The sequence below is a fragment of the Leeuwenhoekiella sp. W20_SRS_FM14 genome, from assembly GCF_052119605.1.
Taxonomy (GTDB): Bacteria; Bacteroidota; Bacteroidia; order Flavobacteriales; family Flavobacteriaceae; genus Leeuwenhoekiella.
On the sequence record NZ_JBGQOK010000002.1, the window covers coordinates 466,481 to 492,735 of the forward strand.

Consider the following 26,255-nt stretch of genomic DNA (forward strand, 5'->3'; position numbering starts at 1 on the left):
TTTTATGCGTTATTTTCTGGGGTGGTATTCATTCATTACCTGAGTAAGATGAGTACGATCTATGTGCATATAAATTTCGGTGGTTGTAATACTTTCGTGTCCCAGCATTAATTGTATTGCGCGTAAATCTGCCCCGTTTTGTAATAGATGTGTTGCGAAAGAATGTCTAAACGTATGCGGACTAATAGTTTTTTGAATACCAGCTATTTTAGTGTGTTGCTTTACAATTGTAAAAATCATAGCGCGCGTGAGTTGGGCGCCTCTTCTATTGAGAAAGAGTATGTTTTTATATTCGGGTTTAGGATTTTCGTGAATACGTATTTGATCTTTATATATGTTTATGTAACGCTGCGTAATAGGAGCAATAGGTACAAAGCGCTGCTTGTCTCCTTTTCCGGTAACGAGTATATAGCCTTCATCAAAAAACAAATCAGACAATTTAAGATTTAATAATTCAGAAACGCGCAAACCACAGCCGTATAGCGTTTCTAAAATTGCTCTGTTGCGTTCTCCCTGCGGAAGACTTAAATCTACCGCATCAATAATACTATTTACTTCATCTTCAGAAAGTGTATCGGGTAGTTTTCGGCCTATTTTAGGAGATTCAATAAGATCTGTAGGATTATCTTTGCGATAATCTTCAAAAACGAGATAATCAAAATAGCCTTTTAATCCTGATATTAAACGAGATTGTGAGGCTGCGTTAAGTTCTTTTGCAGCAGTATATATAAACTGCTGTAAATGTTCTTTAGTAATGTTTATCGGGTTTGCTTCAGTATTAGAAAGAGTTAACCAGTCAATTAATTTCTGAATATCAAACTCATAGTTAATAATAGAATTTTCAGAAAGGCCACGCTCTAGTTTTAGGTATATTTTGTAATCTGTTAAGGATTTTTGCCAATTCATTAATTCTGATGTACTCTTTGGGAGTTATTTAAATAATATTTAATTGTCTGTTAAGATTCTTCAGTTAAAAGACCTGGTAGATTTGTCTCAAATTTAAAACTTATCATTATGAAAAAATTATTTATTGCAGCAATAGTATTTGTAATCGGATCTTCAGCAATGATGGCACAGAGTAGCCTTGCATTTGGTGTTAAAGGTGGTGTAAACTTCTCAAACTTCACAGGTGATGGTAGTGACGGTTTTGACGACGATAGTGCCAGAACATCTTTCAATTTGGGAGCTGTTCTTGAAATTCCTGTAACTGAAAAATTTGCAGTACAGCCAGAGGTTGTTTATTCGGGTCAGGGTTTTGATTTGGTTCAACGCGATAATGAGCAGGATACAGAATTTCAACTAAACTATATTAATGTACCAGTGCTAGCAAAGCTATACCTAGTTCAGGGACTTTATGTTGAAGCAGGTCCACAAATAGGTTTTTTAGTAGACAGTAAAATTGATGGTCCTAACGGTAGTATTGATATTGATGAAGATAACTTTAATGATATTGATTTTGCAGGAGCAGTAGGAGTAGGTTATAAGTTTGACGGAGGCTTATTTTTAAACGCACGTTACACTCAAGGTTTCTCTGATGTATATGACAATGGAAACAATGTTGATACAGGTGTACTAGATGCAAAAAATGGTGTGTTCTCTGCATCACTTGGGTTTAGTTTTAACTAAGAAAGTCTAATTAGAGATAACTTAAGGCCCCGCAATGCGGGGCTTTATTATTTTCTGATATATTAAATCCGAGTTTTGTTAACATATTTTAACACCGAAAATAAAATGTAGCTTAATCACAATAAATTGCAAGATTATGTGAGTCAATATTTTAAATGGATCTTAAGTACCCTAAAAAACGGCCAAAAATCCTTAAATCACACACAGTCAAAACTTTCAGTTTTTAAAAGTAAACAGCTTGCCAATTGGCAATTATTTAGATAAAATTAGAAAAGTCTTAGCATTCGTTAAGCCTTGCAGAATCTAGCTTTGCAGCGAAATATAAACAACATACAATTTATGAAAAAGCTAATTTTAATTGCAAGTTTTATCGCTTTAGGAACAACCGCAGCTAAAGCTCAGGAGTCATTTCAATTTGGTGTAAAAGGTGGGGTTAACTTTGCAAATATTGCAGGTGATGATTCTAACGATCCAGATTCAAGAACTGCGTTTTATGCAGGTCTGGTAGCTGAGTTACCTATCTCTGAAAAATTCTCTATTCAGCCAGAAGTTATCTATTCTGCACAGGGAGCAACTATTGCTACTATAGATCAGGATAATATTTTTGATGTTGATGATAACACAGAATATCAATTAGATTACATTCAGGTACCACTTATGGCTAAGATTTATTTAGTAGATGGTTTGAGCCTACAGGCAGGACCTTCTTTTAATTTCTTAGTTAATGAAGAAATCGATTATGAGCCAACTAACAATGGTGGTGACATCAATATCGTAGATGGTGCAAATGATTTTGAATTTGGTACAGCAGCAGGTTTAGAATATAAATTTGATAGCGGTTTATTCATTCAAGGCCGTTACACAAGAGGTTTTACAAAAATCTATGATAACGTAAATGCATACAACTATGCAATACAGGCAGGCGTAGGTTTTGTATTCTAAAAAACGCTTAAACTAACCAACTATTTAGAAGCTCCACTTGTGTGGGGCTTTTTTATTATTTAGATTAATAATTTATTGTAAATATAAAATTGTGATTATCAATATTTTAATAATTTATTTGTGCTAAATATAATTGACGTTTAACTATTATATTAGTTGAAGTTTTATTTTAGCAGAAACAAATAAACTTTTTCAATGAAAAAAATTACATTTATTCTATTGTTTGCCTTATCGGCATTATCAGTATCTGCGCAAGAAACTAAATTTGGTTTTACAGGAGGTTTCTTAAACGCAGAAGTTAAAATTAGCGCAGACAATCAAGGGTCGATTTCAGAATCGGACTCCGGGTTTTATGTAGGAGCACTTGCAGACATTGACCTTAATGGTTCACTTCACTTACAGCCAGAAGTATTATATGGAAATATTAACGATGGTAGTGTCTTATTTATTCCTGTTTTATTAAAATATTATATCTCAGAATCTAACTTTAATATTATGGCAGGACCTCAGGCTACTATAGACCTAGAAGAAGGAGGTGAGGGATATAATGAATTAGGAATTGATGCCAGTTTTGGTGTAGGTTATGACATTACTGACAACTTTTTCATTGACGCGAGATATAGTCTTGAATTAACCAATCGTATTGGCGATGTGCAAGGAATACCTGAAGATTACAAAGGAAGGATTAATACACTTCAAATAGGAGTAGGGTATAAGTTTTAATTTTTGAAAACAATTTAAAAAGCTCCTTAAAGGAGCTTTTTTTGTATAAATGGTGTTTAAACAATTATTAAAAAATTCTAATATGCAAAAAACTATTTTTTACTTAGTATTTTTACTTTCATCCTTTTTACTAAGCGCTCAAGATTTCAAATTTGATATTAATGCTGGGTATTTGCTGGCTACAACACGATTTCAAGTAGATCTAATTCAACTCAATATCTTTACTCCTAATGATCCCTTTATACAAAATGGTGATTTAGACGAAACTAATTCTGAAAGTGGTTTTTTTATAGGCTTGGGTGGACAATTGCGTTTTTCTGAAAAAGTGGGTTTAACCGGGCATATTAATTACGCATCTTATGCCGAATCAAGCTATTTACAAATACCTGTTTTGTTGAATTATTATTTGGGTGATAGCGGATTCAATATTCAGGCAGGACCCCAGTTTTCTTATATATTATAAGACTTGAAAGTTTTTGAAGATGACATCAATAAGTTGAATATAGGAGCTGGTGCAGGATTAGGATATGATTTTACTGAAAATCTATTTTTAGAAGCACGCTATATCTTTCAATTGAATGATTATTTTAAAATTGATAATGCACCCAAAATAAAAACCAATTACTTGAATTTAGGATTAGGTTATCGGTTTTAGTATTCTTTGAATTTGAAGGAAACGGCTATATTTGAATCACAAATAAAAGCAATGGCAAAAGAACTCAAAATACTCATCATAAACGGTCCCAATCTTAATCTTTTAGGCAAACGCGAACCCGATGTTTATGGGAATCAATCGTTTGGAGACTATTTTTCTACGCTTCAGTTTCAGTTTAAAGAAACTGAGCTTTCCTATTTTCAATCAAATAGTGAAGGAGATTTAATTTCAAAAATTCAGGAGGCAGATGGTGTTTTTGATGGTATTGTTTTAAACGCAGCAGCATATACGCATACTTCGGTAGGTATAGGTGATGCAATTGCGGCAGTTTCTGTACCGGTTGTAGAAGTGCATATTTCTAATACGTTTGCACGTGAATCTTTTCGCCATCATTCATACATTTCAAAAAATGCTGCAGGAATCATCGTAGGTTTTGGTCTTAAAAGTTACGAGTTGGCAATTAAATCTTTTTTATAATTCAATTTGAAACAGGCTTATTTTAACTGGAGTAGTGGTAAAGATTCTGCTTTTGCGCTTTACAAAATTCTGGAGCAACAAGAATTTAATATTACAAAGCTGGTGACGACATTAAATTCTGATGTAGATCGTGTTTCTATGCACGGCCTGCGGGAAGAGCTGTTAGACCTTCAGGCGGAAAGCCTGGGATTACCACTTGAGAAAATTCTGCTTTCGGGCAACGTGAGCATGTCTCAATATTCAAAAATTCTGGGAGATGCCGCTGAAGCATTAGTAACAGCAGGAAATACGCATAGTATTTTTGGAGATATTTTTTTGGAAGATTTAAAAGCCTATCGCGAGGAGCAACTTCAGAAAGCGGGTTTAAAAGCCGTTTTTCCGCTTTGGAAACAGGACACAGAAGCACTTATTAATGAGTTTATTGATTTGGGTTTTAAAGCCATTACGGTTTGCGTAAATGCTAAACTTCTTGATGAGTCATTTGTAGGACGCGTGATTGATAAAGAATTTATTGAAGAATTACCAGCAGGTATTGATCCCTGTGGAGAGAATGGCGAGTTTCACACGTTTGTCTATGATGGGCCTATTTTTAAAACTTCAATTGATTTTAGCATAGGTGAAAAAGTGTTACGTGGCTATGAACCTTCAGAAAGTGATGATGATAATTGCTTTTCTGATGATCAAAAATCCTGGGATACTAAGTTTTGGTTTTGTGATTTAATACCGGTTTAGCATCTCGACTGCGCTCGATGTGACATCAACATATTTGGCAATAAATAAAAAATCCCTTGAAACACTTAGCATTCAAGGGATTTTAATTTTATTGAAACTCTGAACTCCGAACTCTGAATTTTATAAGTGTATCACTTCATCGTAAGCAGCAGCAACAGCTTCCATCACAGCCTCACTCATCGTAGGGTGTGGGTGTATAGCTTTTAGCACTTCGTGACCGGTAGTTTCTAGCTTGCGCCCTAAAACTGCCTCAGCAATCATATCGGTAACGCCGGCACCTATCATATGGCAGCCTAACCATTCGCCGTATTTCGCATCAAAAATCACTTTTACAAAGCCATCTTTATTACCAGCAGCACTTGCTTTACCAGATGCAGAGAATGGAAATTTACCTATTTTAAGTTCGTAACCAGCCTCTTTAGCTTGTTTTTCGGTCATACCTACAGATGCGATTTCCGGTGATGCATATGTACAACCGGGGATGTTTCCGTAGTCTAATTTTTCAACATGCATTCCTGCAAGTTTTTCAACACAAAGTATTCCCTCTGCAGAAGCAACGTGTGCTAATGCAGGTCCTGGTGTGATGTCACCTATTGCATAATAACCCGGCATATTTGTTTGATACCAGTCATTTACAATCACTTTATCTTTATCTGTAATAATACCTACATCTTCAAGGCCTATACCTTCAATGTTAGTTTTAATACCCACAGCAGAAAGGATGATATCTGCCTGTAGTTTTTCTTCTCCTTTGGCCGTTTTTACTGTTGCAACCACACCGTCGCCAGAAGTATCAACAGACTCTACAGAAGAGTTGGTCATTATTTTAATACCGGTCTTTTTAAGACTGCGTTCAAATTGTTTAGATACTTCTTCATCTTCAACAGGAACGATATTTGGCATAAACTCAACGATTGTAACTTCGGTTCCCATAGAGTTGTAGAAGCTACCAAATTCGCAACCGATAGCGCCAGATCCTACTATGATCATACTCTTGGGTTGCTCTTTTAAGGTCATTGCCTCACGGTATCCAATTACTTTTTTACCGTCTTGTGGTAAGCTAGGTAACACGCGAGAGCGAGCACCGGTAGCGATTATAATATTATCAGCACTATATTCTGTACCGTCAACGTCAATTTTTTTACCTGGTTTTAGTTTACCAAAACCGTTAATAACGTCAATTTTATTTTTTTTCATTAAGAATTGAACTCCTTTGCTCATTCCTTCTGCTACACCGCGGCTACGTTTAACTACGGCATCAAAATCTTTATCTGCACCTTCTACTTTTAGACCGTAGTCTTCAGCATGTTTAAGATATTCAAAAACCTGTGCACTTTTTAGAAGGGCTTTAGTAGGGATACAACCCCAGTTTAAACAAACACCTCCAAGGCTTTCTTTTTCTACAATAGCGGTTTTAAAACCTAATTGTGAAGCACGAATAGCTGTAACATAACCACCGGGTCCACTTCCTAAGACAATAATATCGTATTTACTCATAGTTATCAGTGAAATTTGAAGCGACAAATTTACACATAAAAAGCCTAAAAAACGAACCGGAACTCCTCTGGATTTACGCGCTGTTTTATAGCTGCAATCGGTGCTTAATTTCCTGTTGTAAGTGTGGGATTACATCGGTTAAAAACCATTTGTTTTTATTAATCCAGAAATGGTTAACAGGCGAGGGGTGAGGTAGTACAAAATAATTAGGCAGGTAGCTTTCAAAATTCTGAATACGCTTTGTAAGGGTAAACTTGTCTTGTAGATAATAGCTTTGTGCGTGGTTACCTATTAAAATATAAAGTGGATTTTCTTCAAATTTTTCTACAACCTGCTGATGCCATAGTGGAGCACACTCGGGTCTGGGAGGCAAATCACCGGTTTTACTCTTTCCTGGAAAACAAAAGCCTAAAGGCAGAATGGCAAAATTATCTGCATTGTAGAAAAGTTCTTCGTCAACGTCTAACCATTCCCGTAGACGCCGCCCGCTGGGATCATCCCAGGCAATAGATTTCTCGTGAGCGATTCTTCCCGGCGCCTGACTTGCTAAAATTATTTTACTTTTTGGCGAAGCCGAAATGATGGGGTTGGCACCTAAAGGCAAAAAAGGCTTACAAACGGTACAATTGCGTATTTCCGTGAGTAAGCCTTTCATAAAATTTATTAATTAAGATTCTTTAGTCTAATACTTGAATATCAGATTCCTTTAATTCTAAGGTAGACATCACTTCATTATAGTTTGAGAAGTTTCCATTAAAATCTTGAGCATATTCAGCAGGTATAACTACAATTCTTACTTTTTGATTGGAAACGGCAGCATTATTTAAAGTGCTTAAATCGAAGTTTCCAACAATATTTAACTCTACGCTATCAAATGTATAATTGAACTCGTACTGAAATTCACCACTAGTATCAAAAAATGTGATAGGCATTAATTTCCATAAATCTGTTGATTGACCATCTGATGCAGTTACAGTACCATCAGCTAGATATACTAATACTGCATCACCCTCTAATACTTCTATACCATCAAATGGAATAGGATTTTGAGTAAACCATTCATTATTTGCACTATCATAAACGTAATTTATGCCTGTAACTTCAAATACAGCACTTAGCGTATTTATTCCATCAAGACCATCTATTCCATCTCTTCCGTCAGAACCGGAACAAGAGGCAAGTACTAAGGTAAATAAGCTAAGAATTATTGTTATTTTTTTCATGTTGTAGTTTTTTAATTGATTTATATTTTAGAGTGTATCAAGAGTTGTTCCAAAAAAAGTACTCTTGATTTTATTTACAAATTACTGATTTGTTTCAAAGTCTACTGAAGCGCTATTAACGCAATAACGCTGTCCCGTTTTTGTGGGGCCATCATCAAATACATGACCCAGGTGACTGCCGCAATTGGCACATAGAATTTCGGTGCGCATCATTCCCAATGTAGTATCGCGTACATACTCTATAGCACCTTCTATAGACTCGTCAAAGCTTGGCCAGCCACAAGCGCTTTCAAATTTACTATTTGCTTCAAATAGCTTTGCATCGCAGGCGCCACAGTGATAGCTACCGTTTTTGTCAAAATGCAAGTTGTATTTTCCGGTGTGTGGTCTTTCGGTACCTTTTTGGCGCAGAACATAATAGCGTTCTGGTCCCAACTGTTCTTTCCACTCGGCTTCTGTTTTTTGTATAGGGTATTCTTTCATAACTAGTTTTTTTCATTTCCGTAACTACGGAAATCTCTCATTAATTCTTTTAATACTTAAATGCAATGTTTTGTGCTTATTCCGCAGGAATAAATTTTAGGGCATCACCATTAATACAGTGGCGCTTACCAGTGGGTTTTGGTCCGTCATTAAAAACGTGACCTAAATGACCGCCACAGGTTGCACAATGTTCTTCACTGCGGGTATATCCTAATTTTTGGTCTGTAGAAAAGGCTACATTACCTTCAATATAATCGTAAAAAGAAGGCCAGCCGGTGCCACTATCAAACTTGGTATTGCTTTTAAATAGTGGTGTCTCACAAGCTGCACAAACGTAAGTTCCTTCTTTCTTAATGTTGAGTAATTCACTGCTAAACGGGCGTTCAGTCCCTTCTTCCCTTAGAATGTAAAATTGTTCTGAGGTTAAAGAAGCTTTCCATTCTGCCTCTGTTTTATTAATTTCAAAAGATTCTTTTTTTTCTTTTTGTGCTGTGCCTTTATATGCGGTTAAGGAAACCAAAAGGCTAAGTATTACTAATTTTCTCATAGATCTATTTTTGATAAAATTAATTAAAGCGTAAAGCTTGCGACAGCATTGGTCGATTATTTAACAAAAGCCTAACTAAGAGACTCTTTTTGTTAAAGAGTCGTCAAATTAGTATTTTACGTACTCATATAATTAATTAGTGCTAATTTTAGGTATCAACTTTTAAAATATATTCAATCTTGACACGAGAACGTATCGTAATACAAAATATAGAGCCCCAATTACAAAATGGTGAGTTTTTTATAAAAAGAGTAGTAGGAGAGTTAATTGAGGTAACCGCAGATGTACTGGGAGACGGTCACGACGTATTACAGGCAGAAATTTGTTACAAGTGGGAGCATTCTAAAAACTGGGAAACGATACGGCTAACACCTCTAGAGAATGATGTGTATACTGGTGTATTTAAGGTTGAAAATCAGGGTTTTTACGATTATAAGGTTAGTGGTTGGATAGATCACGCCTTAAACTGGCAGCACGGCATTGAAGCAAAGTTAAAAGATGGTCAATACGTGAAGAGTGAGTTGTTAGATGGTATTCAGTATATAAAAGCCATTGAAAAGCAGCTTGATAAGGAGGGTAAGAAGTATTTAAAAAATGCTAAGGAAGCTTTTGCAGATGAAGCGCGTTATGATGAGGCTATAACAATAGCGCAATCTGGCGATTTACACCAAATATTTTTAGACAACCCTACCCGAAAATTTGCTAAAGACAGTAAGGTACTTCAGGTTTATGTAGACCGAAAAAAGGCTGGTTTTAGTACCTGGTATGAGTTTTTCCCCAGATCAGCCAGTGAAGTGCCCGGTAAGCACGGTACGTTTAAAGATTGTGAGCGTTTATTGCCTCGCGTTGCAGCTATGGGGTTTGATACATTGTATTTTCCTCCTATACATCCCATAGGAGAAGTAAACCGAAAAGGTAAAAATAATGCGGTTAATGCTATTGAAGGAGATAGCGGTGTGCCGTGGGGAATAGGTTCTAAATTTGGAGGTCATAAAGCGATACATCCCGAATTAGGTTCTGAGAAAGATTTTAAACATTTAATTAAGAAGGCAGATGAGATGGGGATTGAAATCGCTATGGATCTTGCGTTTCAGGCAGCACCAGATCACCCATACCTTAAGGAGCACCCGTCGTGGTTTAAGAAACGACCAGATGGTACGATGCAATACGCAGAAAACCCGCCTAAAAAATATCAGGATATTGTAAACTTCAATTGGGAATCTGACGACTATAAAGATCTTTGGAAAGAGCTCTTGAGTGTAGCTTTTCATTGGATAGATTTAGGAATAAAGATTTTTAGAGTAGATAATCCGCATACCAAGCCATTTTATTTCTGGAACTGGTTTATTTCAGAAATCAAGAAAAAACATCCAGATGTATTGTTCTTAGCTGAAGCATTCTCCAGACCCAAAGTGATGCAGCAACTTGGTAAAGAAGGTTATAGCCAGTCTTATACTTATTTTACGTGGAGAACCAGCAAACACGAGCTAACACAGTATATGACTGAATTAACACAAACCAAACAAAAAGAATATTACAGGCCTAATTTTTGGCCTAATACACCAGATATAAATCCCTATCATTTACAGGGAGCAAATGAAGCACAGCATTTAATTAGATATGCACTAGCTGCAACGATGAGCGGTAACATAGGGCTGTATGGTCCTGTTTATGAGTTTATGGTTACAGAGGCAGTACCGGGAAAAGAAGAGTATTATAATTCTGAAAAGTATCAAATTCAGCATTGGGATTGGAACACAGATAATAAGCTTATTCGAGTGATTTCAAAAATTAATGCTATACGTAAAGAGCAAACGGCATTGCAGCAAACTAATAAAATTAGATTTTGTGACATTGGTAATGAAGGTCTTATCGCCTATTATAAATGGGATCAGGATATGACTAACGAACTTCTAATTGTTGTAAGTCTTGACCCGTATTACAAACAAGCTGGAAAAGTACGGTTACCCTATGAATTAATGCGTCACACCCCTAGAGCACACGTAATGGTAAAAGATTTAATTACTGACAGCACGTACAACTGGAATGAAGAATGGAATTATATTGAATTGCACCCATCATTGCCTTTTCATATTTTTCAGATTTTCAGGTAATACAGCTAACATTTAAAACTAACAAAGACAAAAATATGAGTCAGGATATTCACGGAGAGGGGAGTTTTTTAATACATTATGATGTAGAATGGAAAAACCTACTAGAAGAGGAGCGCTTTAGAAGAGAGCTTTGTGAGAATATCCTTGAGCAGTATATCTTAAATCAACGCTGGTATGGCGGCAAAGCAAGTGCGTTAAAGTATATAGAAATTATTGATGATTTTCCTATAGAGCGGGAAGGAGATCTTTTTTATGGTATCGTCTTGGAAGTGAATTACAAGGAAGCTTTTGTTCAAAATTATTTTCTTCCTATTGCATTTGTAACAGATGCAGACCTAATAGGTGATAAATATATTGTGCGCATAAAATTAAACGGAGTCGATGGCTATCTCGTTGATGCACTTATTTTAGAATCATTCAGAAAGCAAATATTTGAAAAAATACTCGAGGGTGATAAGTTTAAATATAAAGAAGTAGCCTATAGACGAGGGCGTACTAATGATGCTAAAAGTTATGAGAGTAGCAGACTTATGGGAGTTGAGCAAAGTAATACTTCAATAATTTACAATGATAAGTACATTCTAAAAATTTTTAGAAGGGTTTATGTAGATGAAAATCCCGATTATGAGATTAGTAAATACTTAACGATGAAGGGGACATTTATAAATACCCCGAAATATTTAGGAAGTATTACACTGCGTTTTAGTAATAAAAATGTCATTACATTAGGCTTACTTCAGGCTTTAGTGCCTAATCAAGGTGATGCGTGGGAGTATTTTACACACGAACTCAAACTTATATTTGAAGAATTATCAAGACAAAAACCAAATGTAGACTCCCTGCAAGTCACTAAGTATTTGGAGCAAATACGTATAGATCAGATTCCTTCTGAAATTTTAGCCTGGTGTCCTCAAAGTTTTTTTACAGACGTGGCACAAATAGCAAAGCGTACCGCCCAGATGCATATTGCGCTGGGTTCAGAACGGTCTAACACAGCGTTTACACCTCAGGCTTTTGGAAATGATTATACCGTTTGGTTAAAAAACCGACTTATTTATCAGTTTGAAAACCGAATAAATCTAGTTGAGAATAATATTTATAAGCTTAGTGGTTTAGCGCTTGAATTAGCTGAAGAACTGCTGAGTAAGAAAAAAATAATACGGAAACAGCTTCTTGATTTTGACGAGGATAAGTTAAAAAGTGAGCGCATACGCATTCACGGGGATTATCATCTGGGGCAAATTTTAGTTCAGGGTCACGATTTTTACATCATAGATTTTGAAGGTGAGCCAGAGAGCACAATTAGGGACCGTAAAGTAAAGCAACCTCCTATAAAAGATATTGCGGGTATATTTAGATCATTTAATTATGCTATATATGCCACCATATTTAATAATGAGAACGAATTAGATTTTAGTCAGGAAGCACTTTTTAAAATAGCTGATGTTTTATACAGTCACATCGTAGGAGTATTTTTAAAGACGTATATCACAGAAGTTCAAACAGCCAATTTAAACATAGGCTACATAAAAGAAATCGAATTTTTATTGCAATATTGCCTGCTTGAAAAAGCGGTGTATGAGCTGGGTTATGAGCTCAATGCCAGACCCACCTGGGCAATTATTCCTTTAAAAGGAATCTCAAATATACTTAACCAACAAAATTATGAGTAACGTACACGTTTATAGTCTTTTTTCTGATTTTGATATAGATCTTTTCAAAGCGGGAAAACATTTTAGACTCTATGAAAAATTAGGTTCACATCCCACAACCGTTAATGGCGTAAAGGGTACTTATTTTGCAGTCTGGGCTCCTAGCGCAAAAGCGGTATCTGTTGTGGGAGACTTTAATTTTTGGATAGAAGGTGATCACAAACTTAATGTACGTTGGGATGGTAGCGGTATTTGGGAAGGTTTTATTCCAGGTGTTGCGGCTGGCACAATCTATAAATATAAGATACAGTCTACTAATAACGATATTAAGACCGAAAAAGCAGATCCTTTTGCACGTAGAGCAGAACACCCGCCCAAGACAGCATCAGTAGTTTATGAAGCAGATTATAAGTGGAAGGATAAAAAGTGGATGGCAAACCGAAGCAAAAAAAATGCATTAGACGCTCCGATTTCTGTTTATGAAGTTCATCTAAGCTCTTGGCGAAAAACAGGAGAAGAAAACCGAAGTCTCAGCTATACAGAAATGGCAGACGATCTGGTGAGCTATGTTAAGGATATGCAGTTTACTCATGTTGAGTTTATGCCCATCATGGAGTATCCTTATGATCCTAGTTGGGGATATCAACTCACCGGGTATTTTGCGCCAACATCACGTTTTGGATACCCAGAAGAATTCAAATTACTTGTAGATAAGTTTCATCAGGCGGGCATAGGTGTTATTTTAGATTGGGTTCCTTCTCATTTTCCTGAAGATCCACACGGTCTGGGTAACTTTGATGGTTCTCATCTGTACGAACATCCAGATCCTAGAAAAGGCTGGCATCCCGACTGGAAATCGTACATTTTTAATTATGGACGTAATGAAGTACGTGCATTTTTAATTAGCAATGCACTATTCTGGTTAGATCAATATCACGTTGACGGTTTGCGGGTAGATGCAGTAGCTTCTATGCTTTATCTAGATTACTCCAGAGAAGAGGGACAGTGGGAGCCAAATGAATTTGGTGGAAATCAAAATCTGGATGCTGTATCCTTCTTTAAAGAATTGAATATTGCAGTTTATGAGAATTTCCCTGATGTACAAACCATAGCCGAAGAGTCAACAAATTATGCCGGTGTTTCAACTCCTGTTTTTGCAGGTGGTCTTGGTTTTGGTATGAAGTGGATGATGGGCTGGATGCATGATACACTGGAGTATTTTAAGAAAGATCCCGCTTTTAGAAAATTTCATCAGCAGGACATCACTTTTAGTATGACTTATGCCTTTACTGAAAATTTTATGCTACCGCTGTCACACGATGAGGTGGTTTATGGTAAAAAGTCACTTTTAGACAGAATGCCCGGTTCAGAATGGCAGCGTTTTGCGAACTTAAGATTGATGTTTGGTTATATGTTTACACATCCCGGAGCGAATCTGATTTTTCAGGGAGGTGAGTTTGCTCAAAGTTCAGAATGGAATTTTCAGCAGAGCTTAGACTGGCATTTATTAGAATATGAGTACCACTCCGGAATACAAAACTGTGTACGGGACTTAAATAAATTATATAAAACCTATCCTGCACTTTATGAAAAACAATTTAGTCACGAAGGCTTTGAATGGTTAGAATGGAATGACAATGAGAATAGTGTACTTACCTATATGAGAAAAGGAACTAAGCCAAAAGATACGGTTGTTGTCATCTGTAATTTTACACCGGTACCTCGAGAAAATTACCGTATAGGTTTACCTTCCGAAGTATTTAAAGTAAAAAAGAATCTTAAGGAGATTTTTAATAGTAACAAGACTGTTTACGGTGGTAGTGGCGATTTTATTACCGATAAACTAACGGTAGAAGATACCTCCTGGAATGGTAGAGCACATTCTATACAAGTTGATTTAGCGCCATTAGCAATGATGGTTTATACTTTAAAATAGTAAATGTACAGTGTTGCATAGTAGTGGGTATTTTTTATTTTTAAGACTTACATGAAAGATGGAAAATATTACTTTGGTAAGGCTAACATAAATGTAAGGCGCGATTTATGATCATTAATACAGAGTTAGAGCAGAAGGGTAATCAATTCCCTAACGAGATAAAAGAAGTGCGGCAAGAAGTAGATACACTGTACTTTACAACCTTTAATGAAGTCATTTTACAACTTACCGTTTTACGGGATAGTGTTATACGATTTAGATACGGTACCAGAGGCATTTTAGAAGATGATTTCTCATACGCCATAGATCCCGATAGTCATATAGGTTATAATCATCTTGAACTCTCAGAGAACAAGAACTTCTATATAGTTACCACAAAGAAGCTTATTATTAAAATCGAAAAAATAAGCTTGCAAACTAAGATTCTAGATAGTGAGGGTTTTTTAATCAATGAAGATGAGATAGGTTTTCATTATGAAGAGAGTTTTACTTTAGGTGGAAATATTGTAAAAATGAGTAAACGGGCTCATCCCGGAGAAACCTTTTTTGGACTGGGAGACAAACCTGTACACCTTAATCTACGAGGAAAGCGTTTTGCTAACTGGGCTACAGATTCGTATGCTTTTGGTAAAGACACAGACCCTATCTACAAGTCTGTACCATTTTATATAGGTCTTAAAGAAAAGAAAGCCTACGGAATATTTTTTGACAACAGTTTTAAAACCAACTTTGATTTCTGTCAGGAACGTTTAGATGTTACTAATTTTTGGGCTCCGGGAGGAGAAATGAATTATTACTTTTTCTACGGTCCTAATATGAGTGACGTGGTCGCTAATTACACACACCTTACAGGGAAGCCAGAATTACCACCGTTGTGGACCTTAGGTTTTCAGCAAAGTAAATGGAGTTATTATCCTGAAAGCACGGTAAAGTCTTTAGCTAAAAAGTTTAGAGATCTTAGAATTCCGTGTGATGGTATCTATCTGGATATTGATTACATGGAAGGTTTTAGATGCTTTACGTGGAATAAGGAATATTTTCCTGATCCTAAACGTATGGTAAAGGAGCTTGAGGCAGATGGTTTTAAGACGATAGTAATTATAGATCCCGGTATTAAAATAGATTCTGAATATTGGGTTTACAAAGAAGCATTAGAAAATAACTATTTCTGTAAACGTGCAGATGGGCCATACATGATAGGTAAAGTTTGGCCGGGAGAATGTGCCTTTCCAGATTTTACAAACCCTGAAGTACGTGAGTGGTGGGCAGGTCTTTTTAAAGAACTTGTAGGGGATATAGGCGTACGCGGTGTTTGGAATGATATGAACGAACCTGCAGTAATGGAGGTTCCCGGTAAAACCTTTCCTGATGATGTGCGTCACGATTATGACGGTCACCCGTGTAGTCATCGTAAAGCCCATAATGTTTATGGGACTCAAATGGCACGAGCTACTTACGAGGGTGTAAAAAAATATGTGTATCCTAAACGACCTTTAGTAATCACCAGATCTGCTTATAGCGGCGCCCAGCGTTACACCAGTTCGTGGACGGGTGATAACGTAGCAACCTGGGAGCATTTATGGATAGCCAATAATCAGGTACAGCGTATGTGTCTCTCGGGTATGTCATTTACGGGTACCGATATTGGTGGTTTTGCAGAACAACCCACGGGCGAATTGTTTGCCCGCTGGATTCAACTGGGCGTTTTTCATCCATTTTGTAGAGTGCATTCTTCAGGACATCATGGAGATCAGGAGCCGTGGACTTTTGGCGATGAGATAACCGATATTACTCGTGGCTTTATTGAAATGCGCTATACGTTTCTTCCGTACTTATATACGATGTTTTATGAGTATGCTACTAAAGGAATACCTATGATTAAACCCCTGGTGTATTACGATCAGGAAGACCCGCATACAAACTATCGCACAGATGAGTTTATCTTTGGGAACAATATTTTAGTTTGCCCTATTCTTGAGCCTAATTCTAAGGGGAGGCGGATGTATCTTGCGCGCGGAACGTGGTATGATTTCTGGGATAAAACGGTAATTGAAGGTGGTCGCGAATTGTGGGTAGATGCAGATTTAGATCGCATTCCTATGTTTGTTAAGGAAGGCTCTATAATACCCAGATACCCTGTTCAGCAGTATGTTGAAGAGAAAGTGATAACAGAGTTAAAACTTGATGTGTACTACAAAATGGGTAAAGAGGCATCTCAGGTTTATGAAGATGCGAACGACGGTTATGATTACAAGAAGGGACGTTTTAGTCTTCGTAATTTAAATTTAACGGGTAAAGAAAAAGAGTTAACTATTCAGCAGCATAAATCAGGTAGTTTTGAAACATCTTACGATACCATAAAGCTGCACTTAATAGGACTGCCATTTGTTATTAAAACAATTACGGTAGACAATGTGGAGTATGATTTAAATAATCTTGATAAAGAGGGTAAATATCTGAAACTTAACAAGAATTTTACGGTTGTACATCTTATTGGTTAAAATGGCTATTGCTAAAGTTTAGCTAATCTATAAAAGCGCATTGTGTATAATTTGTAACTTTCGGTCACTAACTAAATATAATTTAAATGAAATCTAAATCAATACTTCTGGCTCTTGTCGCTGTACTTTTTGTAGTGAGCTGTAAGACAAGTCCATTCACAGGTAAGCAAACGCTTAACAGATATGATAATTCTACGCTGTTTCCAATGGCATTTCAACAATACGATGCTTTTTTAAAGGAAAATAAAGTGGTAAAAGGTACAGTAGAGGCACAAATGGTGCAACGTGTAGGTTCTAATATCGCAAAAGCTGCAGAGCGTTACATGACCGCTCTAGGGTATCCTAATTATCTTGATGATTACCGTTGGGAATATAATTTAGTTCAGGATGAGGCAGTAAATGCGTTCTGTATGCCTGGCGGAAAAATAGTTGTATATACCGGTATTTTACCCATTGCTCAGGATGAAGCTGGTTTAGCAATGATTTTAGGGCACGAACTTGCGCACGCTTTAGCAAATCACGGTGGTCAACGTATGACTGCAGGAGAAGCACAAGCTGTTGTAGGAGCTGTAGGTGGTTTGGCTCTGGGTGATTCTAAATCTGGTCAGTTATTCAATCAATACTATGGTACTGCAAGTACTATAGGTGCTATTTTACCTTTTAGCAGAGGGCACGAATCTGAAGCAGATGAGATAGGGACAATTATTGCTGCAATTGCGGGTTATGATCCTTATGAAGCTCCTAAATTATGGGAACGCATGAAGGCTCAGGGAAGTTCAGGAACTCCAGAAATACTAAGTACGCACCCTTCTCCAGATACACGTATTCAAGCTTTAACGGCTATAGCTCCCAGAGCAGCTGCCGAAGCAAAAAAGTTTGGGGTTACTTCATTTAAATAGGTAACTAAAAAATAAAAAAGTAAAAGCCGCTCTATTAGAGCGGCTTTCTTAATTTAGGGCTTTCAATAAGGAGCATTTATTTATGGAAGTATTACCTAAAGGAAGTAAAAAATTATTGAATGCCTGGGCGTTCTACGACTGGGCAAATTCAGTGTACAGTCTTGTAATTGCATCTGCTGTTTTCCCTATTTTTTATGGTGCTTTAACGCTGGTAAAAGACGAGAACGGAAAAATACTGGATGATACGATTACTTTTTTAGGCATAGACTTTAATAATGATACGCTCATTAGTTATGTCACAGCTGCTGCGTTTTTAGTCGTTTCAATATTAAGTCCGTTGCTGAGTGGTATTGCAGATTATATAGGAAACAAGAAAAGTTTTATGAAGTTTTTTTGTTATCTGGGAGCAGTTTCCTGTATCGGTCTTTTTTGGTTTGATATAGAATATTTGTGGTTTGGTTTACTCTGTTATTTTTTGGCCTTAATAGGTTTTTGGTCGAGCCTTGTATTTTATAACTCGTATTTACCAGACATCGCGTTTCCAGAACAGCAAGATAAAATAAGTGCAAAAGGCTATTCTTTAGGGTATATAGGAAGCGTGATACTCTTAGTTTTGTGTCTTGCAATGATTTTAATGTATGAGACATTTGGCTTTGAAGATGAAGGTTTACCCACAAGACTTTCTTTTATACTTACAGGTTTATGGTGGTTAGGTTTTAGCCAGTACAGTTATTATTACTTACCTAAGGGAAACAAGAAAGAAAAGTTCACCAAAGACGTATTATTTAACGGCTTTAGAGAACTTAAAAAAATCTGGAAAAAACTGAAATCAGATAAGCCTATGCGTACGTATCTAACTGCTTTCTTTGTCTACAGTATGGCTGTACAAACCATAATGCTCGTAGCTACGTATTTTGGAATTGAAGAGTTAGACTGGGGTACTACAAACAGTACCACAGGATTAATTGTAAGTATTTTATTAATTCAGCTTGTAGCAGTTTTAGGAGCCTGGCTAACCTCTAAGGCATCAGCAAGATTTGGAAATATTCAAACGCTTATAGTTATTAACTGTATCTGGATTGCGATTTGCATTTACGCTTATACAATCACCACGCCATTTGAATTTTATTTTACAGCAGCTTTTGTAGGTTTAGTTATGGGAGGTATCCAATCCCTGTCGCGTTCTACCTATTCAAAATTAATTCCGGAAGGGGAGAAAGACACGGCCTCATATTTTAGCTTTTATGATGTTTCTGAAAAAATAGGAATTGTAATAGGTATGTTGAGTTATGGTTATGTTGCACAGCTTACAGGAAGTATCAGGTATGCTATTCTGTTTTTTATCGTATTTTTTATTGCCGGAGTAATTTTATTACTTTTTGTTCCGCGGAAACGTATTACAGAAACTTTAAAATAAAAAAAGGCTGCTTATTTAGGCAGCCTTTTTCAGATTAATATTTTGATTGATGTATTTAATTTTAGTTGCTCACACTTCCTGAACCTACTACTTTAGAGTTCACATTATTGGGCTTGCCAGAATAGCGAATATCGCCAGAACCTGCTACGCTTGCTTTTAAATCACCGCCATCACAGTTTAAGTTAATATCACCAGAGCCCGCGACACTTGCTTCCGCATCTGTACTCTTTAAATCTGAAGCGTCTAAATCGCCACTTCCAGCAACTTTAAGAACGCTTCTTTCAGATTTCCCCCTAATGGTTAAATCACCAGAACCGGCAACTGAAGCGCTAACATCCCTAGCATTAACCTCAAGAACCATATCTCCGGAACCGGCAACAGCACATTCAAAACGATCTGCGGCAATAAGATCTTTTCCTATAACATCTCCAGAACCTGCCATACTTACTTTATTGATATCTTCAAAAGGTACCGTGATCGTAATACCGTTATTTCTGCTTGTATTTAAATTATAACCGTCTTTAGTATAAATTTTAAGTTTATCGCCTTTAACTTCAGTAATAATGTATTCCTGTAAATTTGCTTCAGCTTCAACCGTGATTTTCCCTTCTTTACCTGCGATTAAAATCACATCAAAAGAGCCGGCAACAGCTATTTCATCATAATTGCCTAAATCCCGATTATTTGTAACCAGATTACCATTACCCTGTATTTTTTTACTGCCCCAGGATTGAGCATTTGCAGTGGCGGCTATTAAAACAAGCGCTACGATTAGTGTTAATTTTCTCATTTTTGATTTACGTTATTTGATTAATTGACTTTATAAAAACTTACCCCACCGTATTCAGAATTTACAGTGATTGTATTTTTTGATGAAGCGCTACCGTAATAGCCTTCATAGTATTTATCTGTTGACTCGATTTGTCTTTTTGTTACTTCTAAATTTTCATCTCCTTTAAGACTTGCATAATCAAGTTTAATTGTAAATCTAAAATTAGCGTTTGCATTGTATCCCACTTTTACTCCTGCATATTCTGTATTTATACGCACGTCTCCGGCATTAGCGGTGATTTCTTCAATCTTGAGAGAGCCATAATCCATATTGATATCTAGCGCGCCATTTATTTTACCTAAGCGTACACTAAGATAGTCTGAGCTCCCTTCAACAGTACCCACTGCATTAGCGCTGATGCTTCCGTAATCGCAGTTGTATTTTAGATATTTTACGCTTCCAAAGTTAGACTTTGTATAATCTGCACTCAAAAGCACCTTATCTGCTTTATCTAGTGTAAACGAACTGTAATCTGCGCTAATTTTTCCGTTTTTCATGTATGCGATATTTGAGTTGTTTGTGTAATCAAAACTCAATAAATTATTGTCACCTAATAATTCGCCTATATCTAAATGACCGTAATCACACGAAATCTTCGCCTGGCCTTTGATTTTATCAAGTGAAATACCGCCATAATCATTACTTAAATCTGCATTGTTTGTTACAGGCATTTTAATTTTATAATTAATTTCCATGTTTACATTGTTGCTTCCAGAGGTAAAGGCGCTCCACCATGAGCTGTTGCTTTCAGAAATTTCGGTAATTGCAGAAACCATTGTTGCATCACCCTGAAACTTAACATCAATGTCATTAAGTTTTTTAATTACTTTGTCTTCGTCATTCCCGTTGGTTTTAACGGTAACTTCAATCGTAATGCGGTTTTGATCCCAGGTGATTACATCTACGTTGCCATAGCTATTATTGATTTTAAGTAATGCGTTTGCATTTACCGTGTACTCTTTAGTTATTTTTTTCTCTTTAGTATATCTGCCTCCTAACTTGGGATCTGTAGTATGTGCAATTGCAGAAAACGTAGAGACAAACAGAAGTAATATAAATTTAAAGTAGTTGGTTTTCATAATCTGTATTTTTGATTGATTCAATTTCTTCTAAAACTGAGGTTAACAAGTTGATGCGTGCTTGAAAGTTTGAGATCATCGCATAAATAACACGTTTGTCTTCGCCACTTTCGGTTAAATCTTCAGTCAGTTTTGAGTAATCATTTTCTAAGACTTTTAATTGTTTAAGAGCGTCGTTTACGAGTTTTTGAGTTTCCGGGGTACGGGCCTCATTGATGTTGTACAATTCTTCTTCAATTGCTTTAGTAAAGAAGTCCTGAGTTTTTGCCATTTCTGGAGATACAGCTGCCAGATCTGCATTTACCGATGGCTGATAAGTGCTGTAACCCACAAAAAACACTATTAGCACTGCTGCCGCAGCAGCTAATGGCTTCCACCAGTTTAGTTTACGTACCGAGTTTTGATTTACCGGGGTAGCTTTCAATTTGGCTAAAAAGCGTGCCTCGTGATCATCGGCTGGTTCTGCGATATCAAAACAGTTGCGCTGTTCTTCAAACCAGTTATCTAACTTATTTTTCATACTATTTAATCTCTTATTAAATCACTTAATTTTTTCCGCAGGCTATCTTTAGCCCTTGATACTGTAGTTCTGCAATTAGCATAACTAATGTTTAGAATTTCACTCATTTCTTCATAGTCAAAACCTTCAATTAGGTTTAAGGTAAGCGCAACTCTGTAATTTTCTTTAAGTTCGTTCATCGTCTGCAGCACGCGTTGAACTTCAAAACTACTGGTGTCGCAATCTGTTATTCCCTGATCGTCTTCGAGCTTATATAACGAGTCGTCCAGGTCATCTTCTTTTAGACGTTTACTTTTATTATAGCTACTTATACTGTTGTTAACCACAATACGTTTTAACCAGCTTCCAAAAGAAGATTCTGCATTATAGCTGTCTAGCTTAGTAAAAGCACTTAAAAACGATTCTTGCATGATGTCTTCTGCTTCATTACTATCTTTAACAATGCGCAATGAGGTATTGTACATCGCTTTGTAATAGCGTTTGTAAACAGCGAGCTGTGCTTGCTGATTTCCGTTTTTGCATTGCTCTAAAAGCAAATCAATATGATGGTTAGTTGTGTTCAATTGGTTTGTGCTTCATTATAAAGATAGATGTGTTTTTAATTTGTTACAGTTGCCATTAAAATATTTCATTTATTAGGTCTTTACGGTGGCATATTAATTGAAATATAGGTAGTGTAAGAAAGCCTGAAAGTATTTAATATAGTGCTTTACAGGTCTTTAAATCAAATAAAAAAAGTTTACATTTCACACAGATTAATTCAATTTGTGACAATGTGACGTTAAATAGTATGGCTAGAACAAAATTTACAAATCTTGACAATCTGTCATTGCAGGATTTTGATGGTGAAGCAGATTTAATCCCATTGATGACCCCAGAAGACGAGGAAGAGATAAATAAAGAAGAATTACCCGAAACTTTACCCATTTTACCACTCAGAAATACGGTATTGTTTCCCGGTGTTGTAATCCCAATTACAGCAGGACGCGATATGTCTATAGATCTTATTAATGAGGCAAACAAGGGTTCAAAAATCATTGGAGTAGTTTCTCAAAAAGACGAGTCTATAGAAAATCCAACGGCAGATGATATAAATACCACCGGTGTTGTGGCGCGTATTCTTAGAGTTTTAAAGATGCCAGACGGTAATGTTACCGTTATTATTCAGGGAAAAAAGCGTTTTAATATCGCCGAGGTTATTACTGAAAAACCCTATATAGTAGCTACAGTTCGCGAAGTTCCTGAACTGCGCCCTGAGAAAGGCAATGAAGAGTTTAAAGCTATTATTGAGTCTATTAAGGAGCAGGCATTGCAGATAATTAAGCAATCTCCAAATATTCCTAGTGAGGCCGGCTTTGCAATTAAGAATATTGAAAGTGAGTCTTTTCTAATCAATTTTGTGAGTTCAAATATGAACTTAACGGTTGAAGAAAAACAGAAACTTTTAGAAATTGGAGATTTAAAAGAGCGTGCCTTGCAGACGCTGCGTCATATGAATACCGAGATGCAGAAGTTAGAGCTTAAGAACGATATTCAAAATCGGGTGCATAATGACATGAGTCAGCAGCAACGGGAGTATTTCTTGCATCAGCAAATGAAGACCATTCAGGAAGAGCTAGGCGGTGTTTCTCAAGAAGATGAGTTAGAAGAAATGCGCTTGCGCGGAAAGAAAAAGAATTGGGATGAAAAGGTTGCGAAGCACTTCAATAAGGAGCTCGCTAAAATGCAACGTATGAATCCGCAGGTGGCAGAGTACAGCATTCAGCGTAATTATCTTGATTTATTTTTAGACCTTCCGTGGAATAAATTCAGTAAAGATAAATTTGACCTAAAACGTGCAAAACGAATTCTAGATCGTGATCATTATGGTCTTGATGATGTAAAAAAACGGATTATAGAATATCTCGCAGTACTAAAACTGCGTAATGATATGAAGTCGCCTATATTGTGTTTGTATGGTCCACCGGGAGTAGGTAAAACCTCTTTGGGTAAATCTGTTGCAGAGGCTTTAGGAAGGGAATATGTGCGAATGAGTTTAGGTGGTTTACGAGACGAAGCAGAAATACGGGGTCATCGTAAAACTTATATAGGTGCGATGCCTGGCCGTATTTTACAAAGTCTTAAAAAGGCAGGGACCAGCAATCCGGTTTTTGTTTTAGACGAGGTAGATAAATTAAGCAACAGTAATCAGGGAGATCCTTCTTCTGCTTTATTAGAAGTTTTAGATCCTGAACAAAATGCAGATTTTCACGATAACTTCTTAGAATTAGGTTTCGACCTTTCTAAAGTTATGTTTATAGCAACTGCAAATAATTTAGGTGCAATACAGCCTGCGCTACGCGACCGTATGGAAATCATAAATGTTACCGGTTATACCATCGAAGAAAAGGTAGAAATAGGTAAGCGTCATTTATTGCCAAAACAATTAAAAGAGCACGGGGTTAAAGATGATCAATTAAAAATTGCGAAGCCTCAACTAGAGAAAATCGTAGAGGGTTATACCCGTGAGTCTGGGGTACGTGGCTTAGAAAAGCAAATTGCAAAAATGGTGCGCTATGCAGCTAAGAATATTGCAATGGAAGAGGAGTATAAAATAAAGGTTGATAATGAGATCGTTATAGATGTTTTAGGTGCTCCTAAGTTAGAGCGCAATAAGTATGAAAACAACGATGTTGCCGGTGTTGTTACAGGTCTTGCCTGGACACAGGTAGGTGGTGATATTTTATTTATAGAATCTATTTTATCTAAAGGTAAAGGAGTCCTTTCGGTTACCGGAAACCTGGGTAAAGTGATGAAAGAAAGTGCTACCCTTGCATTAGAGTATATTAAATCAAATGCAGAATTATTAAATCTGGATCCTTCGGTTTTTGAGAAGTATAACGTACACATTCACGTGCCGGAAGGTGCAACGCCTAAAGATGGACCTAGTGCCGGTATTACGATGCTAACATCATTAGTTTCGTTATTTACCCAACGTAAGGTGAAAAAGAGTCTTGCAATGACAGGAGAAATTACTTTAAGAGGTAAAGTACTTCCCGTAGGTGGAATTAAAGAAAAAATTCTGGCAGCAAAGCGCGCACACATAAAAGAGATTATTATGTGCAGAGAAAACGAGCGTGACATTAAAGAAATTAACGAAGAATATCTAAAAGGTCTTACGTTTCATTATGTAAATGATATGAGTGAAGTACTCGAAATTGCTCTTACAAATGAGAAAGTTTCTAATGCAAAAGAGCTGTAAGAACAGTGTTTAATATAGCTAAAACCCGTTACTCTCTGAGTTAGCGGGTTTTTTTATGGGCTAGAAATAAAGTATTATTGTAAACGTTTTATAAATGACCGGGAGCCTGTTTGCTTTATGATAAAAAAACTACTAGTTCTTATTTCTATAGCTTATGCTTCAGGTCTTTGGGCTCAATTGGGAGGGCGGTCAACCTATCAATTTCTTAATTTAGTATCTTCTCCTAAACAGGCTGCGATGGGAGGTAAAGTAGTAACAGATTATAGTTACGATCCCACAGCTGCATTATTTAATCCTGCAACGATTAATGCAGCGATGGATAATCAACTTTCACTTAATTATGTTAACTATCTGGCAGATGTGAATTACGGTACCGCAAGTTATGCGTATTTGTATGACAGGCGTACGCAAGTCATTCACGCCGGAGTTACCTATGTTAATTACGGAAATTTCTCGGGATATGATGAGCAAGGTAATGCGACATCAGATTTTAGCGGTGGGGAAGTAGCCTTGTCCTTAGGCTACGCATATAATATTCCATATACCGATTTATTTATTGGAGCAAACCTAAAGTTGATATCCTCTAAATTAGAACAATATAATTCCCTGGGAGGAGCAATAGACTTGGGTTTTATCTATGTAAACGAAGATATAAATCTTAATATAGGAGGCGTGGTGCGCAACCTGGGAACGCAGCTTACGGCTTATGATGCAGTTTATGAAAAGCTTCCGTTAGAGATTGATATAGGAATTTCTCAACAACCTGCACACGTACCGCTACGCTGGCATTTTACCTTAGAAAATCTCCAAAACTGGAATCTTGCATTTGAAAATCCTAACAGGGCAACTTCAGATTTAAATGGAAATTCAACGCCAGAAACAATACGTTTTTTTGATGAGGCCCTTCGGCATATGATCATAGGAGCAGAATTGTTTCCAGATAAAGGTTTCAATATTCGTGTGGGATACAACCTGCGCAGAGCAGAAGAATTACGGATTCTAGATCAGCGTAGTTTTGCAGGTCTTAGTGCCGGTTTTTGTGTTAAGTTTAATAAATTGCGGCTTAGTTACAGCTACGCCAGATACAACAGCGCAGCGAGTTCAGGATTTTTTGGTTTAAATATGGATTTAAGGTAAAGCAAGGCTCTGTTTTAATAAA

At 36.6% G+C, this 26,255-nt stretch carries 25 protein-coding genes; 15 read left to right on the top strand and 10 right to left on the bottom strand.

Annotated elements, in window-relative coordinates; all coding sequences use genetic code 11:
* Nucleotides 1-9: 9 nt before the first annotated feature.
* Complete coding sequence (locus tag ACEN25_RS05550) at nucleotides 10-906, bottom strand: site-specific tyrosine recombinase (RefSeq protein ID WP_441802039.1); 897 nt, start codon at nucleotides 904-906, stop codon at nucleotides 10-12.
* Between the two features lie 108 nt (nucleotides 907-1,014).
* Here ACEN25_RS05550 and ACEN25_RS05555 point away from each other — a divergent pair, with 108 nt between their 5' ends.
* The 7 genes from ACEN25_RS05555 to ACEN25_RS05585 all read left to right on the top strand — a co-directional run bounded on the left by ACEN25_RS05555 (nucleotide 1,015) and on the right by ACEN25_RS05585 (nucleotide 5,155).
* Entirely contained in the window at nucleotides 1,015-1,626 is a 612-nt protein-coding gene (locus ACEN25_RS05555) for a porin family protein (protein WP_441802040.1), read from the top strand.
* A gap of 339 nt (nucleotides 1,627-1,965) precedes the next feature.
* A complete protein-coding gene (locus ACEN25_RS05560) occupies nucleotides 1,966-2,568 on the top strand; it encodes a porin family protein (protein ID WP_441802041.1) in 603 nt (200 codons plus the stop codon).
* Between the two features lie 195 nt (nucleotides 2,569-2,763).
* Nucleotides 2,764-3,291, top strand: coding sequence for an outer membrane beta-barrel protein (locus ACEN25_RS05565; RefSeq protein WP_441802042.1), 528 nt, complete (start codon nucleotides 2,764-2,766; stop codon nucleotides 3,289-3,291).
* Between the two features lie 82 nt (nucleotides 3,292-3,373).
* On the top strand, nucleotides 3,374-3,754 hold the full coding sequence (locus ACEN25_RS05570) for a hypothetical protein (protein ID WP_441802043.1): 381 nt from the start codon (nucleotides 3,374-3,376) through the stop codon (nucleotides 3,752-3,754).
* A 3-nt stretch (nucleotides 3,755-3,757) separates the two neighbouring features.
* Nucleotides 3,758-3,946, top strand: a complete 189-nt coding sequence (locus tag ACEN25_RS05575) for an outer membrane beta-barrel protein (RefSeq protein WP_441802044.1) — start codon at nucleotides 3,758-3,760, stop codon at nucleotides 3,944-3,946.
* A gap of 51 nt (nucleotides 3,947-3,997) precedes the next feature.
* On the top strand, nucleotides 3,998-4,423 hold the full coding sequence (aroQ, locus tag ACEN25_RS05580) for a type II 3-dehydroquinate dehydratase (protein WP_028374822.1): 426 nt from the start codon (nucleotides 3,998-4,000) through the stop codon (nucleotides 4,421-4,423).
* 6 nt (nucleotides 4,424-4,429) lie between these two features.
* Nucleotides 4,430-5,155 carry a diphthine--ammonia ligase gene (locus tag ACEN25_RS05585; protein WP_441802045.1) on the top strand — a complete coding sequence of 242 codons (726 nt, stop codon included), beginning with the start codon at nucleotides 4,430-4,432 and terminating at the stop codon, nucleotides 5,153-5,155.
* A 120-nt stretch (nucleotides 5,156-5,275) separates the two neighbouring features.
* Here ACEN25_RS05585 and lpdA read toward each other — a convergent pair whose 3' ends face one another.
* The 5 genes from lpdA to msrB (ACEN25_RS05610) form a co-directional block, all read right to left on the bottom strand.
* Nucleotides 5,276-6,652 (bottom strand): dihydrolipoyl dehydrogenase, encoded by a 1,377-nt coding sequence (lpdA, locus tag ACEN25_RS05590; RefSeq protein ID WP_441802046.1) that lies wholly within the window; start codon nucleotides 6,650-6,652, stop codon nucleotides 5,276-5,278.
* 85 nt (nucleotides 6,653-6,737) lie between these two features.
* Complete coding sequence (locus ACEN25_RS05595; protein WP_441802047.1) at nucleotides 6,738-7,307, bottom strand: uracil-DNA glycosylase family protein; 570 nt, start codon at nucleotides 7,305-7,307, stop codon at nucleotides 6,738-6,740.
* A 22-nt stretch (nucleotides 7,308-7,329) separates the two neighbouring features.
* The gene (locus ACEN25_RS05600) at nucleotides 7,330-7,875 is read right to left on the bottom strand and encodes a collagen-like protein (RefSeq protein ID WP_441802048.1); all 546 of its coding nucleotides are present in this window, start codon (nucleotides 7,873-7,875) and stop codon (nucleotides 7,330-7,332) included.
* 81 nt (nucleotides 7,876-7,956) lie between these two features.
* Nucleotides 7,957-8,358: a peptide-methionine (R)-S-oxide reductase MsrB gene (gene msrB, locus ACEN25_RS05605; protein WP_441802049.1), complete on the bottom strand. Its 402-nt coding sequence runs from the start codon at nucleotides 8,356-8,358 to the stop codon at nucleotides 7,957-7,959.
* Between the two features lie 76 nt (nucleotides 8,359-8,434).
* A complete protein-coding gene (gene msrB / locus ACEN25_RS05610) occupies nucleotides 8,435-8,905 on the bottom strand; it encodes a peptide-methionine (R)-S-oxide reductase MsrB (protein ID WP_441802050.1) in 471 nt (156 codons plus the stop codon).
* Between the two features lie 179 nt (nucleotides 8,906-9,084).
* Between msrB (ACEN25_RS05610) and ACEN25_RS05615 the strand changes: the two genes are divergently transcribed.
* From ACEN25_RS05615 to ACEN25_RS05640, 6 genes are all read left to right on the top strand, one after another.
* Nucleotides 9,085-11,019, top strand: a complete 1,935-nt coding sequence (locus ACEN25_RS05615) for an alpha-1,4-glucan--maltose-1-phosphate maltosyltransferase (RefSeq protein ID WP_441802051.1) — start codon at nucleotides 9,085-9,087, stop codon at nucleotides 11,017-11,019.
* A 35-nt stretch (nucleotides 11,020-11,054) separates the two neighbouring features.
* Nucleotides 11,055-12,692: a trehalose synthase gene (locus tag ACEN25_RS05620; protein ID WP_441802052.1), complete on the top strand. Its 1,638-nt coding sequence runs from the start codon at nucleotides 11,055-11,057 to the stop codon at nucleotides 12,690-12,692.
* Entirely contained in the window at nucleotides 12,685-14,607 is a 1,923-nt protein-coding gene (gene glgB / locus ACEN25_RS05625) for a 1,4-alpha-glucan branching protein GlgB (protein WP_441802053.1), read from the top strand. Before ACEN25_RS05620 ends, glgB begins: the two co-directional genes overlap by 8 nt.
* A 107-nt stretch (nucleotides 14,608-14,714) precedes the next feature.
* Complete coding sequence (locus ACEN25_RS05630) at nucleotides 14,715-17,108, top strand: glycoside hydrolase family 31 protein (protein WP_441802054.1); 2,394 nt, start codon at nucleotides 14,715-14,717, stop codon at nucleotides 17,106-17,108.
* 86 nt (nucleotides 17,109-17,194) lie between these two features.
* Nucleotides 17,195-18,007 (top strand): M48 family metallopeptidase, encoded by an 813-nt coding sequence (locus tag ACEN25_RS05635; RefSeq protein WP_441802055.1) that lies wholly within the window; start codon nucleotides 17,195-17,197, stop codon nucleotides 18,005-18,007.
* Between the two features lie 82 nt (nucleotides 18,008-18,089).
* Nucleotides 18,090-19,424, top strand: coding sequence for an MFS transporter (locus tag ACEN25_RS05640; protein WP_441802056.1), 1,335 nt, complete (start codon nucleotides 18,090-18,092; stop codon nucleotides 19,422-19,424).
* A gap of 61 nt (nucleotides 19,425-19,485) precedes the next feature.
* Here the strand turns inward: ACEN25_RS05640 and ACEN25_RS05645 are convergent, their stop codons facing one another.
* Genes ACEN25_RS05645 through ACEN25_RS05660 form a run of 4 tightly spaced genes read right to left on the bottom strand, consistent with a single transcriptional unit; the run spans nucleotide 19,486 to nucleotide 22,418 of the window.
* Nucleotides 19,486-20,214, bottom strand: a complete 729-nt coding sequence (locus tag ACEN25_RS05645; protein ID WP_441802057.1) for a head GIN domain-containing protein — start codon at nucleotides 20,212-20,214, stop codon at nucleotides 19,486-19,488.
* Between the two features lie 20 nt (nucleotides 20,215-20,234).
* Nucleotides 20,235-21,335 (bottom strand): hypothetical protein, encoded by a 1,101-nt coding sequence (locus ACEN25_RS05650; protein ID WP_441802058.1) that lies wholly within the window; start codon nucleotides 21,333-21,335, stop codon nucleotides 20,235-20,237.
* Complete coding sequence (locus ACEN25_RS05655) at nucleotides 21,316-21,855, bottom strand: hypothetical protein (RefSeq protein ID WP_441802059.1); 540 nt, start codon at nucleotides 21,853-21,855, stop codon at nucleotides 21,316-21,318. Before ACEN25_RS05655 ends, ACEN25_RS05650 begins: the two co-directional genes overlap by 20 nt.
* 5 nt (nucleotides 21,856-21,860) lie before the next feature.
* On the bottom strand, nucleotides 21,861-22,418 hold the full coding sequence (locus ACEN25_RS05660) for an RNA polymerase sigma factor (protein WP_396512044.1): 558 nt from the start codon (nucleotides 22,416-22,418) through the stop codon (nucleotides 21,861-21,863).
* A 227-nt stretch (nucleotides 22,419-22,645) separates the two neighbouring features.
* Here ACEN25_RS05660 and lon point away from each other — a divergent pair, with 227 nt between their 5' ends.
* Both lon and porQ read left to right on the top strand, forming a co-directional pair.
* Nucleotides 22,646-25,096 (top strand): endopeptidase La, encoded by a 2,451-nt coding sequence (gene lon, locus ACEN25_RS05665; RefSeq protein WP_441802060.1) that lies wholly within the window; start codon nucleotides 22,646-22,648, stop codon nucleotides 25,094-25,096.
* A gap of 117 nt (nucleotides 25,097-25,213) precedes the next feature.
* The gene (porQ, locus tag ACEN25_RS05670) at nucleotides 25,214-26,233 is read left to right on the top strand and encodes a type IX secretion system protein PorQ (RefSeq protein WP_441802061.1); all 1,020 of its coding nucleotides are present in this window, start codon (nucleotides 25,214-25,216) and stop codon (nucleotides 26,231-26,233) included.
* The last annotated feature ends 22 nt before the right edge of the window (nucleotides 26,234-26,255 follow it).

Excerpts from the sequence above, each read along its gene's own strand:
- ACEN25_RS05550 (WP_441802039.1), bottom strand. The coding sequence starts at position 906 with ATGAATTGGCAAAAATCCTTAACAGATTACAAAATATACCTAAAACTA.
- ACEN25_RS05555 (WP_441802040.1), top strand. The coding sequence starts at position 1,015 with ATGAAAAAATTATTTATTGCAGCAATAGTATTTGTAATCGGATCTTCA.
- ACEN25_RS05560 (WP_441802041.1), top strand. The coding sequence starts at position 1,966 with ATGAAAAAGCTAATTTTAATTGCAAGTTTTATCGCTTTAGGAACAACC.
- ACEN25_RS05565 (WP_441802042.1), top strand. The coding sequence starts at position 2,764 with ATGAAAAAAATTACATTTATTCTATTGTTTGCCTTATCGGCATTATCA.
- ACEN25_RS05570 (WP_441802043.1), top strand. The coding sequence starts at position 3,374 with ATGCAAAAAACTATTTTTTACTTAGTATTTTTACTTTCATCCTTTTTA.
- aroQ (WP_028374822.1), top strand. The coding sequence starts at position 3,998 with ATGGCAAAAGAACTCAAAATACTCATCATAAACGGTCCCAATCTTAAT.
- lpdA (WP_441802046.1), bottom strand. The coding sequence starts at position 6,652 with ATGAGTAAATACGATATTATTGTCTTAGGAAGTGGACCCGGTGGTTAT.
- ACEN25_RS05595 (WP_441802047.1), bottom strand. The coding sequence starts at position 7,307 with ATGAAAGGCTTACTCACGGAAATACGCAATTGTACCGTTTGTAAGCCT.
- ACEN25_RS05600 (WP_441802048.1), bottom strand. The coding sequence starts at position 7,875 with ATGAAAAAAATAACAATAATTCTTAGCTTATTTACCTTAGTACTTGCC.
- msrB (WP_441802049.1), bottom strand. The coding sequence starts at position 8,358 with ATGAAAGAATACCCTATACAAAAAACAGAAGCCGAGTGGAAAGAACAG.
- msrB (WP_441802050.1), bottom strand. The coding sequence starts at position 8,905 with ATGAGAAAATTAGTAATACTTAGCCTTTTGGTTTCCTTAACCGCATAT.
- ACEN25_RS05620 (WP_441802052.1), top strand. The coding sequence starts at position 11,055 with ATGAGTCAGGATATTCACGGAGAGGGGAGTTTTTTAATACATTATGAT.
- glgB (WP_441802053.1), top strand. The coding sequence starts at position 12,685 with ATGAGTAACGTACACGTTTATAGTCTTTTTTCTGATTTTGATATAGAT.
- ACEN25_RS05630 (WP_441802054.1), top strand. The coding sequence starts at position 14,715 with ATGATCATTAATACAGAGTTAGAGCAGAAGGGTAATCAATTCCCTAAC.
- ACEN25_RS05635 (WP_441802055.1), top strand. The coding sequence starts at position 17,195 with ATGAAATCTAAATCAATACTTCTGGCTCTTGTCGCTGTACTTTTTGTA.
- ACEN25_RS05640 (WP_441802056.1), top strand. The coding sequence starts at position 18,090 with ATGGAAGTATTACCTAAAGGAAGTAAAAAATTATTGAATGCCTGGGCG.
- ACEN25_RS05645 (WP_441802057.1), bottom strand. The coding sequence starts at position 20,214 with ATGAGAAAATTAACACTAATCGTAGCGCTTGTTTTAATAGCCGCCACT.
- ACEN25_RS05650 (WP_441802058.1), bottom strand. The coding sequence starts at position 21,335 with ATGAAAACCAACTACTTTAAATTTATATTACTTCTGTTTGTCTCTACG.
- ACEN25_RS05655 (WP_441802059.1), bottom strand. The coding sequence starts at position 21,855 with ATGAAAAATAAGTTAGATAACTGGTTTGAAGAACAGCGCAACTGTTTT.
- lon (WP_441802060.1), top strand. The coding sequence starts at position 22,646 with ATGGCTAGAACAAAATTTACAAATCTTGACAATCTGTCATTGCAGGAT.
- porQ (WP_441802061.1), top strand. The coding sequence starts at position 25,214 with ATGATAAAAAAACTACTAGTTCTTATTTCTATAGCTTATGCTTCAGGT.